The following is a 14,353-nucleotide window of genomic DNA, read 5'->3' on the forward strand; positions in this document are numbered from 1 at the left end:
AGATGTGTATAAGAGTCAGCCGTCATGGCGGCGGGCACCATGGTCTCCCGGCTCACCGGGTTCATCCGCTCGGCGATGATCGTCTCGGCACTCGGCATCGGTGTGCTCGGCGACACCTTCCAGGTGGCCTACCAGCTGCCGACGATGATCTACATCCTGACCGTCGGCGGCGGGCTCAACTCCGTCTTCGTGCCCCAACTCGTGCGCGCCATGAAGGAGGACGACGACGGGGGCGAGGCATACGCCAACCGGCTGCTGACCCTCGTCATGGTGGCACTGGGCGCGCTCACCGGCCTTGCGATGCTCGCCGCCCCCCTCCTGATTCGCATGCTGTCCGACTCGGTCGCCAGCGATCCGGCATCCAACGAAGTCGGCATCACCTTCGTCCGCTACTTCCTGCCCTCGATCTTCTTCATGGGCGTGCACGTGGTGATGGGCCAGATCCTCAACGCCCGCGGAAAGTTCGGCGCGATGATGTGGACCCCGGTCCTGAACAACATCGTCATCATCGTGACACTCGGCACGTTCATCTGGGTCTACGGCACCGCCGCCCACTCCGGTATGAAGGTCACGAACATCCCGCCGGAGGGCCAGCGACTGCTCGGCATCGGCGTACTGCTCGGGCTGGTCGTACAGGCCCTGGCGATGATCCCGTACCTGCGCGAGACCGGGTTCCGGCTGCGGCTGCGTTTCGACTGGCGAGGACACGGCCTCGGCAAGGCCGCGGCTCTCGCCAAGTGGACCATCCTGTTCGTCCTGGCCAACCAGGCGGGTGCACTCGTCGTCTCCCAGCTGTCCACCGCTGCGGGCAAGCAGTCCGACGTCAGCGGCACCGGCTTCGCCGCGTACGCCAACGCCCAGCTGATCTGGGGCCTGCCGCAGGCCATCATCACCGTTTCCCTGATGGCCGCCCTGCTGCCGCGGATCTCCCGTTCGGCCGCCGAGAACGACAGCGGCGCCGTCCGCGACGACATCTCTCAGGGCCTGCGGACCACCGCCGTCGCCATCGTGCCCGTCGCCTTCGGATTCCTCTCGATCGGCATCCCGATGTGCACGCTGATGTTCGGCTCCTCGGGCACCGGGGCCGCCACCAACATGGGCTACATGCTGATGGCCTTCGGCCTCGGCCTGATCCCCTACTCCGTGCAGTACGTCGTCCTGCGTGCCTTCTACGCCTACGAGGACACCCGAACGCCCTTCTACAACACGGTCATCGTGGCCGCGGTCAACGCCGCTGCCTCGGTCCTGTGTTACTTCCTGCTGCCGGCCCGCTGGGCCGTCGCGGGCATGGCCGCCGCCTACGGTCTCGCGTATGCGATCGGTGTCGGTGTCGCCTGGCGGCGGCTGCGCAAGCAGCTGGGCGGCGACCTGGACGGCTCTCGAGTGGTGCGGACGTACGCCCGGCTGTGCATCGCCTCGGTGCCGGCGGCACTGGTCAGCGGCGCGGCCTGCTACGGCATCGGCCACACGCTCGGCCAGGGGGTCGTGGGGTCGTTCGCCGCACTGCTGGCCGGTGGGGGCCTGCTGCTCGGCATCTTCTTCGTCGCCGCCCGCCGCATGCGCATCGAGGAAGTCAATTCGCTCGTGGGCATGGTCCGCGGGCGCCTGGGGCGTTGAGGCGGGGGTAGGCGCACAACCATCGTCCGCAGCTGTGTGTCGTGCATAGCGGCAGACTGTGGGCACAATTGGTTTCGGCGTCGGACAGCGTGCGATGGATGGGGAGGCAGGAGCGACGGTGGCGGAACGGAGTACGGCTGCCGTCGACGTGGCAGACAACAGCGGTGAGAAGCCGCTGACCGCCAAGGCGGACCAGTCCACGTCCGACGGGGTGGCCCAGGACCGGAAGCGGGACACGGACAACGAGGAGGCACAGGGGAACGCCGGGACCGGGAGTCCCGGGAAGGAGACCTCGTCTCCCGAACTGCACAGCGGTCACAAGCTGGCCAGGCGCTACCGCCTCGAGGAGTGCGTCACCCGTCTGGACGGATTCAGCAGTTGGCGAGCGGTGGACGAGAAACTCCGTCGCGCCGTCGGGGTGCACATCCTGCCCGCGGACCACGCCCGCGCCCGGTCCGTGCTGGCCGCGGCCCGCTCCTCCGCGCTGCTCGGCGACCCCCGCTTCGTGCAGGTCCTCGACGCCGTCGAGGAGAACGACCTGGTCTACGTCGTCCACGAATGGCTGCCCGACGCCACGGAGCTGACCACCCTGCTGTCCTCCGGGCCTCTGGAGCCGCACGACGCCTACCAGTTGGTCAGCCAGATCGCCTCCGCGATGGCCGCCGCGCACCGCGAGGGCCTCGCGCACCTGCGGCTCAACCCCAACGCCGTGCTGCGCACCTCCACCGGCCAGTGGCGCATCCGCGGCCTGGCCGTGAACGCCGCGCTGCGCGGCGTCAGTTCCGACACCCCGCAGCGCACCGACACCGAGGCGATCGGCGCCCTGCTGTACGCGTCGCTCACCCAGCGCTGGCCGTACGAGAACGACGCCTACGGCCTGTCCGGCCTGCCCAAGGACATCGGCCTCATCACCCCGGACCAGGTGCGCGCGGGCGTCCACCGCGGCCTGTCCGAACTCGCCATGCGCGCCCTCGCCAACGACGGCGCCACCGCATCCCGGCACGAGGCGGCATGCACCACGCCGGAGGAACTGGTCAAGGCGATCGGCGAGATGCCGCGCATCCGTCCCCCGGAGCCGACGTTCACCGCACCGCCGGAGTACCAGCACACCTCGTACCAGCAGGGCACGTACGGCCGCCCGGCGCCGCACCCCGGCGTCACCCAGCCGGTCCTCGTCCCGCCGCCCCCGCTGCAGAGCCGCACCGGCAAGGCCCTGAAGTGGGCCGTCTCGGCGCTGCTCATCGCCGCCCTGGGCCTGGGCAGCTGGCAACTCGCGGACGCCCTGATAAGCGGAGGCGGCAAGCCCGAGGACACCCAGACCCAGACGCAGGACGGCAACGACAAGAACGACAAGCAGCCGAAGCCGGTCAAGCCGATCCAGGTCCAGGGGGCACAGGAGTACGTCGTCGTCGGTGGTGCCCAGGCTGCGGGAGACGTCGACAAGACCTACGACGGCGACAGCTCCACGTACTGGCGGACCAAGAGCTACACCGACGGCCCGAGGCTCGCTCCCTACAAGCCGGGTGTGGGCATCGTCTACGACCTGGGCTCGGTCAAGGAGATCTCCGCAGCGTCGATAGGGCTCCGCTACGCCGGCGACCACACCACGGTCCACCTCTACGCCACGGACTCCCTGAGCCCCTCGACCGGGATCGACGGGATGAAGAAGATCGGAACCGCGACCACCACTGGGACCTCTCTCACGGTGAAGGCGACGGAGTCGTCGAAGGCGCAGTACGTGCTGCTGTGGATCACAGACATGCCCATGGCGCCCGGCGACGGCTACAGCGGTGCCGGCTACAAACAGGCCATCACCGATGTGAAGTTCATGGGCTGACGTCTCACCGAGGGGGGAGGGGGCCGATGGCGGACGGCACCGCATACGGCGACGCAAGCGATCAGGACCTCCTGGCCCGCCACGTGGGGGGCGACCCCGACGCCTTCGGTGAGCTCGTACGGCGTCATCGTGACCGGCTCTGGGCGGTCGCCCTGCGCACGTTGGGCGACCGTGAGGAGGCCGCCGACGCCGTTCAGGACGCGTTCGTCTCGGTCTACCGGGCCGCCCACACCTTTCGGGGACAGTCGGCCGTCACGACCTGGCTGCACCGGATCACGGTGAACGCCTGTCTGGACCGGGCCCGCAAGACGGCCTCGCGGAAGACCTCACCGGTGGACGACACCGAGCGCCTGGAGCAGTTGCTGGAGCCGCACGAGTCGGCCTCGGCGCCCGCCGAGAGAAACGACGTGCAGCGGCAGCTCGTCGAGGCGCTGGGCACCCTGCCGCCCGACCAGCGGGCCGCGCTGGTCCTCGTGGACATGCAGGGCTACCCGGTCGCCGAGGCCGCCCGCATTCTCGATGTGCCGACCGGGACGGTGAAGAGCCGCTGTTCCCGGGGCAGGGCAAGACTCCTGCCGCTGCTCACCCATCTGCGACCGGAAAGCACCGGTGGGAAGAAAGAACCGGACGCGGGACGGAACCGGGCGCAGGGGGCATCCGTCCCACCGGCAGCGAGTCCCGAGGGCGCGGGCGCACAGAGCACGGGACCAAGCGATTCAGCTGCTGTGAAGGGCGGAGGTGGACGAGCGTGACAACCACGACGGACGCGGCCGGGCACCCGGACGCCGCGGAGATCTCCGACCTCACCGAGGGCCTTCTCGGTCCGTCCCGGGCCACGGACCTTCGACGGCATCTGGACGAGTGCGAGCTGTGCGCCGATGTCCACGCGTCGCTGGAGGAGATCCGCGGCCTGCTCGGCACCCTGCCGGAGCCGCCGGGCATGCCCGGCGATGTCGTGGACCGCATCGACGCGGCCCTCGCCGCCGAAGCCGCCGAGACGGTTGAGGCTACAGAGGCCACCGAGGCCCCAGAGCCGACCGAGTCCGACTCCGCCGCCGGGAACGCGCATGTTTCACGTGAAACATCGGCGGCGAGCCGCCCCTCCGGCCACGCTCGCGCTTCCAGCACCGGACCGGGCCGCAAGGCCCGCACCCGGCGCGGACGCCGCAGGATCGCCGTCCTGGGCTCCGCCTTCGTCGTGGCCGTCCTGGGCGTCGCTTCCGTCGTGGTGACGGCCCTGCACGACGACAAGGGTTCCGACACCACGGCACACGGCCGGCCGAGCGCGTCCGCGGACACTTTCGCCGAGGGCACGCTCAGGACCCAGGTCGCGGATCTCCTTCAGAAGACACAGAAGGCGCCGGGAGACACCCGCGCCCCGCGCAGCTTCGGCGTGGGCTCCGCCCCGGACACCGGCAAGCCGAAGGTTCTGAAAACACCCACCGTCACAGTGCCCTCGTGCGTCCGGCAGGGCATCAACGACTCCGGCGTCCCGCTCGCCGCCCAGGCGGGCACCTACGACGGCAAGGACGCCTATCTCGTCGTACTGCCCGACCCCTCCGGCGACAGCACCCGCGTCATGGCCTACCTGGTGGACGCGAGCTGTGTCCACCACCCCTCGGTCTCGCCCAAGGTCCTGCTGCAGCACTCCTACGCGCGTTAGCCAGCACTCCTACGCGCGTTTCCTGAGCGCGCACGCTTGGTTCTCGCGCCCCGTGGTATCCCGTACGCTGACGCGCCTCCGTGTGCCCAGGCACACCGGGAATGTGCGCCCCGTAGGATCCGTTGGATGGGGTGAGAGCTGTGAGACAGGGCTCCCACCGGCCGTACAACACAGTCCAGAGACGAGGAATCAAGCCGTGAGCGACGTCCGTAACGTGATCATCATCGGCTCCGGGCCCGCCGGCTACACGGCGGCGCTCTACACCGCGCGCGCGTCGCTGAAGCCGCTGGTCTTCGAGGGCGCCGTCACCGCGGGTGGCGCGCTGATGAACACCACCGACGTGGAGAACTTCCCGGGCTTCCGCGACGGCATCATGGGCCCCGAGCTCATGGACAACATGCGTGCGCAGGCCGAGCGCTTCGGGGCCGAGCTCATCCCGGACGACGTCGTCTCCGTCGACCTGACCGGTGAGATCAAGACCGTCACGGACACGGCGGGTACGGTGCACCGGGCGAAGGCCGTCATCGTCGCCACCGGCTCGCAGCACCGCAAGCTCGGCCTGCCGAACGAGGACGCGTTCACCGGCCGGGGTGTCTCCTGGTGCGCCACCTGTGACGGCTTCTTCTTCAAGGACCAGGACATCGCCGTGATCGGTGGCGGCGACACCGCCATGGAGGAGGCCACCTTCCTCTCCCGCTTCGCCAAGTCCGTCACCGTCGTCCACCGCCGGGACACGCTTCGCGCCTCCAAGGCGATGCAGGAGCGCGCCTTCGCCGACCCGAAGATCACGTTCGTCTGGGACAGCGAGGTCGCCGAGATCCAGGGCGACCAGAAGCTCTCCGGCCTGAAGCTGCGCAACGTCAAGACCGGCGAGCTCTCGGACCTGCCGGTGACGGGCCTGTTCATCGCGGTCGGCCACGATCCGCGCACCGAGCTCTTCAAGGGCCAGCTGGACCTGGACGAGGAGGGCTACCTGAAGGTCGACTCGCCGTCCACCCGCACCAACGTCACCGGTGTCTTCGGCGCCGGGGACGTGGTCGACCACACCTACCGCCAGGCGGTCACCGCGGCCGGCACCGGCTGCTCCGCGGCCCTGGACGCAGAGCGCTTCCTTGCGGCCGTCGCGGACAACGAGCAGAAGGCCGAGCCCGAGAAGTCCACTGCCTGAGCCCCCAACCACTCCACTCCACGCACGACCAGTTAAGGAGCCCGCCGTGGCCGGCACCCTGAAGAACGTGACCGACAGCACCTTCGAGCAGGACGTCCTCAAGAGCAGCAAGCCCGTCCTGGTGGACTTCTGGGCTGCCTGGTGCGGCCCCTGCCGCCAGATCGCTCCGTCCCTCGAGGCGATCGCCACCGAGTACGGCGACAAGATCGAGGTCGTCAAGCTCAACATCGACGAGAACCCGAACACGGCCGCCAAGTACGGCGTCATGTCCATCCCGACCCTGAACGTCTACCAGAACGGCGAGGTCGCCAAGACCATCGTGGGAGCCAAGCCGAAGGCCGCGATCGTCCGCGACCTCGAGGAGTTCATCGCCGAGTGACATTGGCAGGTCGTCGCAACGACGGCACATGTTTCACGTGAAACACGAATGGGCCAACCCCGTAGGGTTGGCCCATTCGTGTAAGTCGGCCCGCCTACAGCGGCCGCAGCGCCGGTTCCTTCTGCACGGCTCCCAGAAGCCGGTCGAGCGCCATCTCCACGTCTTCCTTCCACGACAGCGTCGACCGGAGTTCCAGTCGCAGCCGCGGGTGGGTGGGGTGGTGCCGGACCGTCTTGAACCCCACGGCCAGCAGATGGTCGGCCGGGAGCATACAGGCCGGTTCCTTCCAGCGGGCGTCACCGAATGCCTCGATGGCCTTGAAGCCCCGCCGCAGCAGGTCCTTCGCGACCGTCTGGACCATCACCCGGCCCAGCCCCTGCCCCTGGTAACCCGGCATGATGAAGCCGGTCATCAGCTGCACCGCGTCCGGCGAGACGGGACTCGTGGGGAACGCCGTGGAACGGGGGACGTAGGCGGGGGGAGCGTAGAGGACGAAGCCCACGGGCACGTCGTCGACGTAGACGACCCGGCCGCAGGAGCCCCAGTCCAGCAGAACGGCGGAGATCCACGCTTCCTTTTCCCCTGCGGGCGTACCCGCCTTCACCGCGGCTTCGCCACTGACGGGATCCAGCTCCCAGAAGACACAGGTACGGCAGCGCTTGGGAAGGTCCTGAAGGTTGTCCAGTGTGAGCGGTACGAGCCTACGGCCCATGAAGGCTGTTCCTCGCTTCCTTCACCCTCAAGCGTCATGAGTGGATGCCCATCACAGGTACGGGCAGATGAACGCGCGTATCCGAACGCATCGTAACCAGGATGCGATGGTGTCGATACCGACTGAAAGCAAAGAGCGGGCCCTGTTCCGGTGCACACCGGACATGGCCCGCTTCTGCCGAACGGTCGACTCGACGCCCTTCCCGAACGGGATCTCAGGCGTCCGGCTCCGTCTCTTCTGCCTCGCCGTCCAGAAGACTCTTCTGCAGGACCGGTCCCTCGCCCGGAGCCAGTGCGCCGAGGATGCGCTCCAAGTCCTCCATGGAGGCGAACTCGACGGTGATCTTGCCCTTCTTCTGCCCCAGGTCGACCTTCACCCGGGTCTCGAAACGGTCGGACAGGCGAGTGGCGAGATCCGACAGGGCCGGAGAGACCCGGGCCCCGGCACGAGGGCCCTTGGAGCGTGACGCCGCCATCGGCCGCGACCCCATCAGGGTGACGATCTCCTCGACCGCCCGTACCGACAGGCCCTCAGCGACAATCCGGTGAGCCAGCCGGTCCTGCTCCTCGGAGTCCTCCACTGAGAGCAACGCCCGTGCGTGCCCCGCCGAGAGCACTCCGGCAGCCACCCGACGCTGCACCGCCGGCGAGAGCTTCAGCAGCCGCAAGGTGTTGGAGACCTGCGGGCGGGAGCGGCCGATGCGGTCCGCCAGCTGGTCGTGCGTGCAGTTGAAGTCCTTCAGCAACTGGTCGTAGGCGGCTGCCTCTTCCAGCGGGTTCAACTGAGCCCGGTGCAGGTTCTCCAGCAGAGCGTCCAGGAGGAGCTTCTCGTCGTCCGTGGCCCGCACGATCGCCGGGATCGCCTCGAGCCCCGCCTCACGGCAGGCCCGCCAGCGCCGCTCGCCCATGATGAGCTCGTAGCGCGCGGGGCCGAGCTGCCGTACGACGACGGGCTGGAGGAGCCCGACCTCCTTGATGGAGGTGACGAGTTCGGCCAACGCGTCCTCGTCGAAGACCTCACGCGGCTGGCGAGGGTTGGGTGTGATGGAGTCGAGGGGGATCTCGGCGAAGTGGGCACCCATCGGGACCGCAGGGGCCTCCGCCGCGCTGCTCGACGGCGGCTCCTCTGTTTCACGTGAAACAGGGGGCAGCATGGTCACCTTCGCCGCCGCCACCCCCCGGTCACCGGTCAGCACCGGGACGGCCGCGGGCGACGTGGGGGCAGCGCCTCCCACGGCCGCCGGGGCCGACGGTTTCTCCGCGGTCGGGGCAGCAGGAATCAGTGCGCCAAGACCACGACCCAGCCCCCTCCGTCGCTCGCTCACTGAATCCCCTCCACCGTGTTCGGATCGCTCTGTGTGCCGATGTGGGCGTGCGTGGCGTCATAGCTGACACCGACACCCCTCAACGCGATTTCTCGTGCCGCCTCAAGATAGGAGAGGGCACCGCTCGATCCTGGATCGTAAGTCAGCACCGTCTGCCCATAGCTCGGCGCCTCGGAGATGCGGACGGAGCGGGGGATGCTCGTCCGCAGCACCTCCTCGCCAAAGTGGTTGCGCACCTCTTCGGCGACCTGGGAGGCAAGGCGCGTCCGGCCGTCGTACATGGTGAGCAGGATGGTCGACACATGCAGGGCGGGGTTGAGGTGCCCCCGCACCAGGTCGACATTGCGCAGCAGCTGCCCCAGGCCCTCCAGCGCGTAGTACTCGCACTGGATCGGGATGAGCACCTCCTGGCCGGCGACCATGGCGTTGACCGTCAGCAGGCCGAGGGAGGGCGGGCAGTCGATGAGGATGTAGTCCAGCGGCTGCTCGTAGGCCTGGATCGCCCGCTGCAGCCGGCTCTCCCGTGCCACCAGGGACACCAGCTCGATCTCCGCGCCGGCGAGATCGATCGTGGCAGGGGCACAGAAGAGGCCCTCGACATCGGGGACGGGCTGGACGACCTCGGCCAGTGGCCTGCTCTCCACCAGCACGTCGTAGACGGAAGGGACTTCCGCGTGATGGTCGATGCCCAGCGCGGTGGAGGCATTGCCCTGCGGGTCGAGGTCGATCACCAGGACACGGCCGCCATGCAGAGCCAGCGAAGCGGCAAGGTTGACGGTCGTCGTCGTCTTGCCCACGCCGCCCTTCTGGTTGGCGACCACAATGACGCGGGTCTGTTCAGGTCGGGGCAGACCCGCGCCGGCGCGACCCAGAGCCTCGACCGCCAGTTGGGCAGCACGACCGATGGGAGTGTCGTCCATCGGGGGCGGTGTTTCATGTGAAACATCTTCCCCCGTCGATTCGGTACGGGGACCGGGGACCGGATCGGTCATCGGTCCCGCGATGTTGGCGTCGGACCGCAAGGATTCACTCTCCTCGACTTCAGGCTCGCAATGAACAGAGCCTCCCATGCCTTCGGGGTCGTGAACCAGTGAGGCCTGTCGATCTGTGGAGAAATCCACCTCTGTGGACAACTCCGTTCCCTGTCCGAGTGAACCCAGCGGCTTGCGGTCGCGAGGGTGAGCCGCAGCGCGGCCACGGTTGATGATGCCGTGCAACAGTGAGCGACGTTTCACGTGAAACACGATGCACAGCGACCGCGGCCGAACTGTCGCGACACTCCGTCATGCACGGGTTTGACGCCTTGTGTGGAGTACGTCCGGCTACCGGCGCCGCCGCGTCCGTCCCGTCCGAGCCGCCTTCGCGCGCTTGGCCGCGAAGCGCACACCGCCCGGACTCTCCCCGACCTCGACCCGCACGACGGTGGACTGGGGATCCACGATCCCCTCACCCACATGCAGGATGGATGTCTCCACCGCGCCGAGCTTGGCCAGGGCGGTGGCCGCGCTCTTCAGCTCCTCCTCGGCCGTGTCCCCCTTGAGGGCGAGCATCTCACCGTAAGGACGCAGCAGCGGAATACCCCAGGTGGCCAGACGGTCCAGAGGGGCGACCGCCCGGGCGGTCACCACATGCACCGGCGGAATCTTGCCCATCACCTCCTCGGCCCGCCCACGGACGACCGTGACGTGATCGAGCCCCAGCAGCTCGACGACCTCGGTGAGGAAATTGGTCCGCCGCAGCAGCGGCTCCAGCAGCGTGATCTTCAGGTCCTCCCGGACCAGCGCCAGCGGAATGCCCGGCAGGCCGGCGCCCGAACCGACATCGCACACCGTCACACCCTCAGGCACCACCTCGGAGAGCACCGCGCAGTTCAGCAGGTGCCGCTCCCACAGACGGGGTACCTCACGCGGACCGATGAGCCCTCGCTGCACCCCTGTCTCGGCCAGCAGCTCGGCGTACCGGACCGCATCCGCGAAGCGATCACCGAATACGACACGTGCCTGCTCGGGCGCAGGGGGGAGCTCCGCTGCCTCCGTCACGGGGACCGTCCTTCCGTACCACATCAGCGCGACCAGCGCCGACCACCAGAACTACCAGGCTGACAAAGTACGGCCCCGCCTGCAGGCAGACGGGGCCGGTGGAACGTGGGACCGCTCAGGCGGGAAGCACGACGACGAAGCGCTGCGGCTCCTCGCCCTCGGACTCGCTGCGCAGACCCGCGGTCTTGACCGCGTCGTGCACGACCTTGCGCTCGAACGGCGTCATCGGCTTCAGCTTCACGGGCTCACCGCTGCTCTTGGCCTCGGCCGCGGCCTTGGCACCCAGCTCGGACAGCTCCGCACGCTTCCTGGCGCGGTAGCCGGCGACGTCCAGCATCAGACGGCTGCGGTCACCGGTCTCCCGGTGCACGGCCAGCCGCGTGAGTTCCTGCAGCGCCTCCAGCACCTCGCCGTCACGACCGACCAGCTTCTGCAGATCACGGCTGCCGGTGTCGCTGATGATCGAGACAGAGGCGCGGTCGGCCTCGACATCCATGTCGATGTCACCGTCGAGGTCGGCGATGTCCAGCAGACCCTCGAGGTAGTCCGCCGCGATCTCGCCCTCCTGCTCCAGGCGGGTCAGGGCGTCTGCGCCCTCGGCAGCGGCGGAGGTGGTGCCTTCCGTCACGGGATGGGCTCCTTCTTACTTCTTGGACGAGGACTTGGGCCGCTGCGGACCCTTGCGCTGACCGGACTGGGCCCGGCTGCGGGCACCGTTACCCGGCTTCGAGGCGGCCTTCTCGGCCGCCCCGGACGAGGCTTCCTGCGGCTGATCGGACTTGCTCAGCGACGGGGACTCCGTGGCGTCACCGTCCGACTTGGCACCACCCGACTGACGCTGCGCCTTGGTCTGCCGCTTGGGCTGCTGGCGGCGCGGGGCGGCGACGGTGGTGGTCGTACCGTCCTCGGACTGCGCGACCGCGACGCTCTCGCTCTTCACCACGGCACCGTCTGCCTGAGCCGCCAGGCCCGCCTTGTTCAGACCGTTGATGAACTTGCGCTCGAACTCGTTGCGGTCACGGCCTTTGACGACGATCGCCTTGACAATAGCCCTCTCACGCCGGTTGCGGGTCTTGCCGTGATGCGTGACGTGCTTGAAGAGACGCTCGAGGTACGCGGCCTGCGCCTTGGAACCCGGGGTCGGGTTGTTGTGGATGACGTACATCTGCTGACCCATGGTCCACACGTTGGTGGTCAGCCAGTAGACGAGGACACCGACCGGGAAGTTGATGCCGAAGACGGCGAACATGACCGGGAAGACGTACATCAGCATCTTCTGCTGCTGCATGAACGGCGTCTTCACCGTCGTGTCGACGTTCTTCGTCATCAGCTGACGCTGCGTGTAGAACTGCGACGCCGACATCAGGACGATCATGACCGCGGTGACGATCCGCACATCGGTCAACGAGGCGTTGAGCGCCTCGACCCTGGACTGGCTGTCCATGAACTTCGCGGCCAGCGGGGCGCCGAAGATGTGCGCCTTCTGCGCACTGGCCAGCAACTGGTCGTTGATGACACCGATGGTCTTGCCCGAAGCGATGCCGTTGAGCACGTGGTAGAGAGCGAAGAAGAACGGGGACTGCGCCAGGATGGGAAGGCACGAGGAGAGCGGGTTGGTACCCGACTCCTTGTACAGCTTCATCATCTCTTCGGACTGACGCTGCTTGTCGTTCTTGTAACGCTCCTGGATCTTCTTCATCTCAGGCTGGAGCGTCTGCATCGCCCGCGTCGCCTTGATCTGCTTCACGAACAGCGGGATCAGGCAGATACGGATCAGAATCACCAGGGACACGATGGACAGGCCCCAGGCCCACCCGGTGTCAGGACCGAAGATCGTGCCGTACACCGTGTGGAACTGGACGATGACCCAGGAAACGGGTGTCGTGATGAAGCTGAAGAGGCTGGCAATCGTGTCCACTAATCATGCTCCTTGGGCATGGGACGAGGTCTCTGCGGCCGGGCTCGGCAGGATGTCCCTGTCGGTGGCCGTTTCGGCGGCGGAGGGCCCGCCCTTGCGTGCGCGCCAGGCGCTGCGCAGCATTTCGTGCCACCGCGGTCGCTTGCGCGGCGGAACATGGTCCACACCGCCCAGCGACCACGGATTGCACCGCAGGATCCGCCAGGCGGTCAGTGCCGTCCCCTTGATCGCACCGTGCCGGTCGATGGCCGTGTAGCCGTAGTGGGAACACGACGGGTAGTACTTGCACACCGGCCCGAGCAATGGGCTGATGGTCCACTGGTACAACTTGATCAAAGCCAGCAGCGGGTACTTCATCGCGCGCCCCCTCCCAGCAGTCGTCGAAGGGCGGCATCCAGGTCTTGGGCCAACTGTGCGTGGTCGGCGTCGCCCGCGCCGGGCAGCGCTCGTACGACTACCAGGCTACCGGGGGGCAGCAGGGCGACCCTGTCACGCATCAGATGACGAAGTCTGCGCTTCACCGTGTTGCGTACGACGGCACCACCCACGGCCTTGCTCACGACGAAACCCGCACGCGGCGGAGGAGCGCTCTCCCCAGGCGCGTGCGGGTCCGTGGCACCGCTACGTAGGTGGACGACGAGAAGCGGGCGTCCGGCCCGGCGTCCTCGTCGTACCGCGGTCGCGAAGTCCTCGCGCCGCCTCAGCCGGTTCTCGGTGGGCAGCACGACGTCATGACCTGACCGGAATCAGGCGGACAGACGGGCGCGACCCTTGCTACGGCGGGACGCGAGAATCGCGCGGCCGGCACGGGTGCGCATACGCAGCCGGAAGCCGTGGGTCTTCGCGCGACGACGGTTGTTCGGCTGGAAGGTGCGCTTGCTCACTCGGGGGCTCCAGAAAGAATCAGTAGTGGCGGGGTGCCGTCCTGGCTGTCACCGTGCGCCCACGAGTAGCTCGCAGTGACGCCCGAGTGCACCGCTTACCGATCACCTTGACGCGATCTGTGCCCATCGGAGGCAGGCGGCAGCAGCCATCGACAACTCGACCTCGCTACGGTACGCGCGGCTGCGCCATCCGGTCAAACCGCGGGACACGGAGAGACACTGTCCACAGCCTGGGGACAACAACTTGAACCGTACCCGCCGCGCTGACTACCGTGGCTGGACTCCGATTCGTTCCCTTGTCCCCGCCCCACCCGAATAGATACCGACCCGTCCCGAACCACACGTTCGTGGGACCCGTGAGAGAGCGTGCCCTGTGGCTGACGTACCTGCCGATCTTGCCGCAGTGTGGCCACGAGTCCTGGAACAGCTCCTCGGCGACGGCCGCGGACAGGGCGTCGAGGCCAAGGACGAACACTGGATCCGGCGCTGCCAGCCGCTCGCGCTGGTCGCCGACACCGCCCTGCTCGCCGTGCCGAACGAGTTCGCCAAGGGCGTCCTCGAGGGACGCCTCGCCCCGGCCGTCAGCGAGACGCTGAGCCGCGAATGCGGCCGCCCCATCCGCATCGCCATCACCGTCGACAGCTCCGTCGGCGAGCACCAGCCCCCCGCACCCCCCGCACCGCGCTACGAGGAACAGGAGCTGCCCACCGGCCAGAGCGGATACGAGCCCTACGGCCGGCGCCGGCCCGACAGCCACCGCCCCGGCCGCGCCGACCAGCGCCCGGGCGCCGGAGGCGACCATCTGCCGCTCC

General features: G+C 68.3%; 14 protein-coding genes and 2 pseudogenes. 7 read left to right on the top strand and 9 right to left on the bottom strand.

Annotated features, from left to right (window positions below; genetic code table 11):
• Positions 1-15 precede the first annotated feature (15 nt).
• The 6 genes and pseudogenes from murJ to trxA form a co-directional block, all read left to right on the top strand.
• A pseudogene (gene murJ / locus C1I97_RS16165) lies at positions 16-1,617 on the top strand (murein biosynthesis integral membrane protein MurJ); the annotation flags it as partial.
• Between the two features lie 118 nt (positions 1,618-1,735).
• The gene (locus tag C1I97_RS16170) at positions 1,736-3,454 is read left to right on the top strand and encodes a protein kinase family protein (RefSeq protein WP_111003925.1); all 1,719 of its coding nucleotides are present in this window, start codon (positions 1,736-1,738) and stop codon (positions 3,452-3,454) included.
• A 26-nt stretch (positions 3,455-3,480) separates the two neighbouring features.
• A complete protein-coding gene (gene sigM, locus C1I97_RS16175; RefSeq protein WP_111003926.1) occupies positions 3,481-4,206 on the top strand; it encodes an RNA polymerase sigma factor SigM in 726 nt (241 codons plus the stop codon).
• Positions 4,203-5,117, top strand: coding sequence for a hypothetical protein (locus tag C1I97_RS16180; RefSeq protein ID WP_111003927.1), 915 nt, complete (start codon positions 4,203-4,205; stop codon positions 5,115-5,117). Before sigM ends, C1I97_RS16180 begins: the two co-directional genes overlap by 4 nt.
• Before the next feature lie 196 nt (positions 5,118-5,313).
• Positions 5,314-6,285 carry a thioredoxin-disulfide reductase gene (trxB, locus tag C1I97_RS16185; RefSeq protein WP_111003928.1) on the top strand — a complete coding sequence of 324 codons (972 nt, stop codon included), beginning with the start codon at positions 5,314-5,316 and terminating at the stop codon, positions 6,283-6,285.
• Positions 6,286-6,331: 46 nt separating this feature from the next.
• Positions 6,332-6,664 (top strand): thioredoxin, encoded by a 333-nt coding sequence (trxA, locus tag C1I97_RS16190; RefSeq protein ID WP_111003929.1) that lies wholly within the window; start codon positions 6,332-6,334, stop codon positions 6,662-6,664.
• A 94-nt stretch (positions 6,665-6,758) separates the two neighbouring features.
• On the opposite strand, the gene C1I97_RS16195 is transcribed toward trxA, so the two are convergent.
• The 9 genes from C1I97_RS16195 to rpmH form a co-directional block, all read right to left on the bottom strand.
• The gene (locus C1I97_RS16195; protein WP_111003930.1) at positions 6,759-7,376 is read right to left on the bottom strand and encodes a GNAT family N-acetyltransferase; all 618 of its coding nucleotides are present in this window, start codon (positions 7,374-7,376) and stop codon (positions 6,759-6,761) included.
• A 214-nt stretch (positions 7,377-7,590) separates the two neighbouring features.
• Positions 7,591-8,700 carry a ParB/RepB/Spo0J family partition protein gene (locus tag C1I97_RS16200; RefSeq protein WP_111003931.1) on the bottom strand — a complete coding sequence of 370 codons (1,110 nt, stop codon included), beginning with the start codon at positions 8,698-8,700 and terminating at the stop codon, positions 7,591-7,593.
• A complete protein-coding gene (locus C1I97_RS16205) occupies positions 8,697-9,770 on the bottom strand; it encodes a ParA family protein (protein ID WP_111003937.1) in 1,074 nt (357 codons plus the stop codon). The genes C1I97_RS16200 and C1I97_RS16205 overlap by 4 nt, the downstream gene beginning before the upstream one ends.
• Before the next feature lie 252 nt (positions 9,771-10,022).
• Positions 10,023-10,739: a 16S rRNA (guanine(527)-N(7))-methyltransferase RsmG gene (gene rsmG / locus C1I97_RS16210; protein WP_111003932.1), complete on the bottom strand. Its 717-nt coding sequence runs from the start codon at positions 10,737-10,739 to the stop codon at positions 10,023-10,025.
• A 115-nt stretch (positions 10,740-10,854) separates the two neighbouring features.
• Positions 10,855-11,367 carry a Jag family protein gene (locus C1I97_RS16215; RefSeq protein WP_111003933.1) on the bottom strand — a complete coding sequence of 171 codons (513 nt, stop codon included), beginning with the start codon at positions 11,365-11,367 and terminating at the stop codon, positions 10,855-10,857.
• A gap of 15 nt (positions 11,368-11,382) precedes the next feature.
• Positions 11,383-12,657 carry a membrane protein insertase YidC gene (yidC, locus tag C1I97_RS16220; protein WP_111003934.1) on the bottom strand — a complete coding sequence of 425 codons (1,275 nt, stop codon included), beginning with the start codon at positions 12,655-12,657 and terminating at the stop codon, positions 11,383-11,385.
• A 3-nt stretch (positions 12,658-12,660) separates the two neighbouring features.
• Positions 12,661-13,014, bottom strand: a complete 354-nt coding sequence (yidD, locus tag C1I97_RS16225) for a membrane protein insertion efficiency factor YidD (RefSeq protein ID WP_111003935.1) — start codon at positions 13,012-13,014, stop codon at positions 12,661-12,663.
• Positions 13,011-13,382, bottom strand: coding sequence for a ribonuclease P protein component (rnpA, locus tag C1I97_RS16230; protein WP_111003936.1), 372 nt, complete (start codon positions 13,380-13,382; stop codon positions 13,011-13,013). The genes yidD and rnpA overlap by 4 nt, the downstream gene beginning before the upstream one ends.
• A 21-nt stretch (positions 13,383-13,403) precedes the next feature.
• On the bottom strand, positions 13,404-13,541 hold the full coding sequence (gene rpmH, locus C1I97_RS16235) for a 50S ribosomal protein L34 (RefSeq protein WP_003956500.1): 138 nt from the start codon (positions 13,539-13,541) through the stop codon (positions 13,404-13,406).
• A 373-nt stretch (positions 13,542-13,914) separates the two neighbouring features.
• Between rpmH and C1I97_RS16240 the strand changes: the two are divergent.
• A pseudogene (locus C1I97_RS16240) lies at positions 13,915-14,353 on the top strand (chromosomal replication initiator protein DnaA); the annotation flags it as partial.

It is taken from the genome of Streptomyces sp. NTH33 (genome assembly GCF_003236365.1).
Lineage (GTDB): Bacteria > Actinomycetota > Actinomycetes > Streptomycetales > Streptomycetaceae > Streptomyces.

Bases quoted from the DNA above. Each gene is read 5' to 3' on its own strand.
- C1I97_RS16205 (WP_111003937.1), bottom strand. From the start codon at position 9,770: ATGGGAGGCTCTGTTCATTGCGAGCCTGAAGTCGAGGAGAGTGAATCC.
- yidD (WP_111003935.1), bottom strand. From the start codon at position 13,014: ATGAAGTACCCGCTGCTGGCTTTGATCAAGTTGTACCAGTGGACCATC.
- C1I97_RS16195 (WP_111003930.1), bottom strand. From the start codon at position 7,376: ATGGGCCGTAGGCTCGTACCGCTCACACTGGACAACCTTCAGGACCTT.
- sigM (WP_111003926.1), top strand. From the start codon at position 3,481: ATGGCGGACGGCACCGCATACGGCGACGCAAGCGATCAGGACCTCCTG.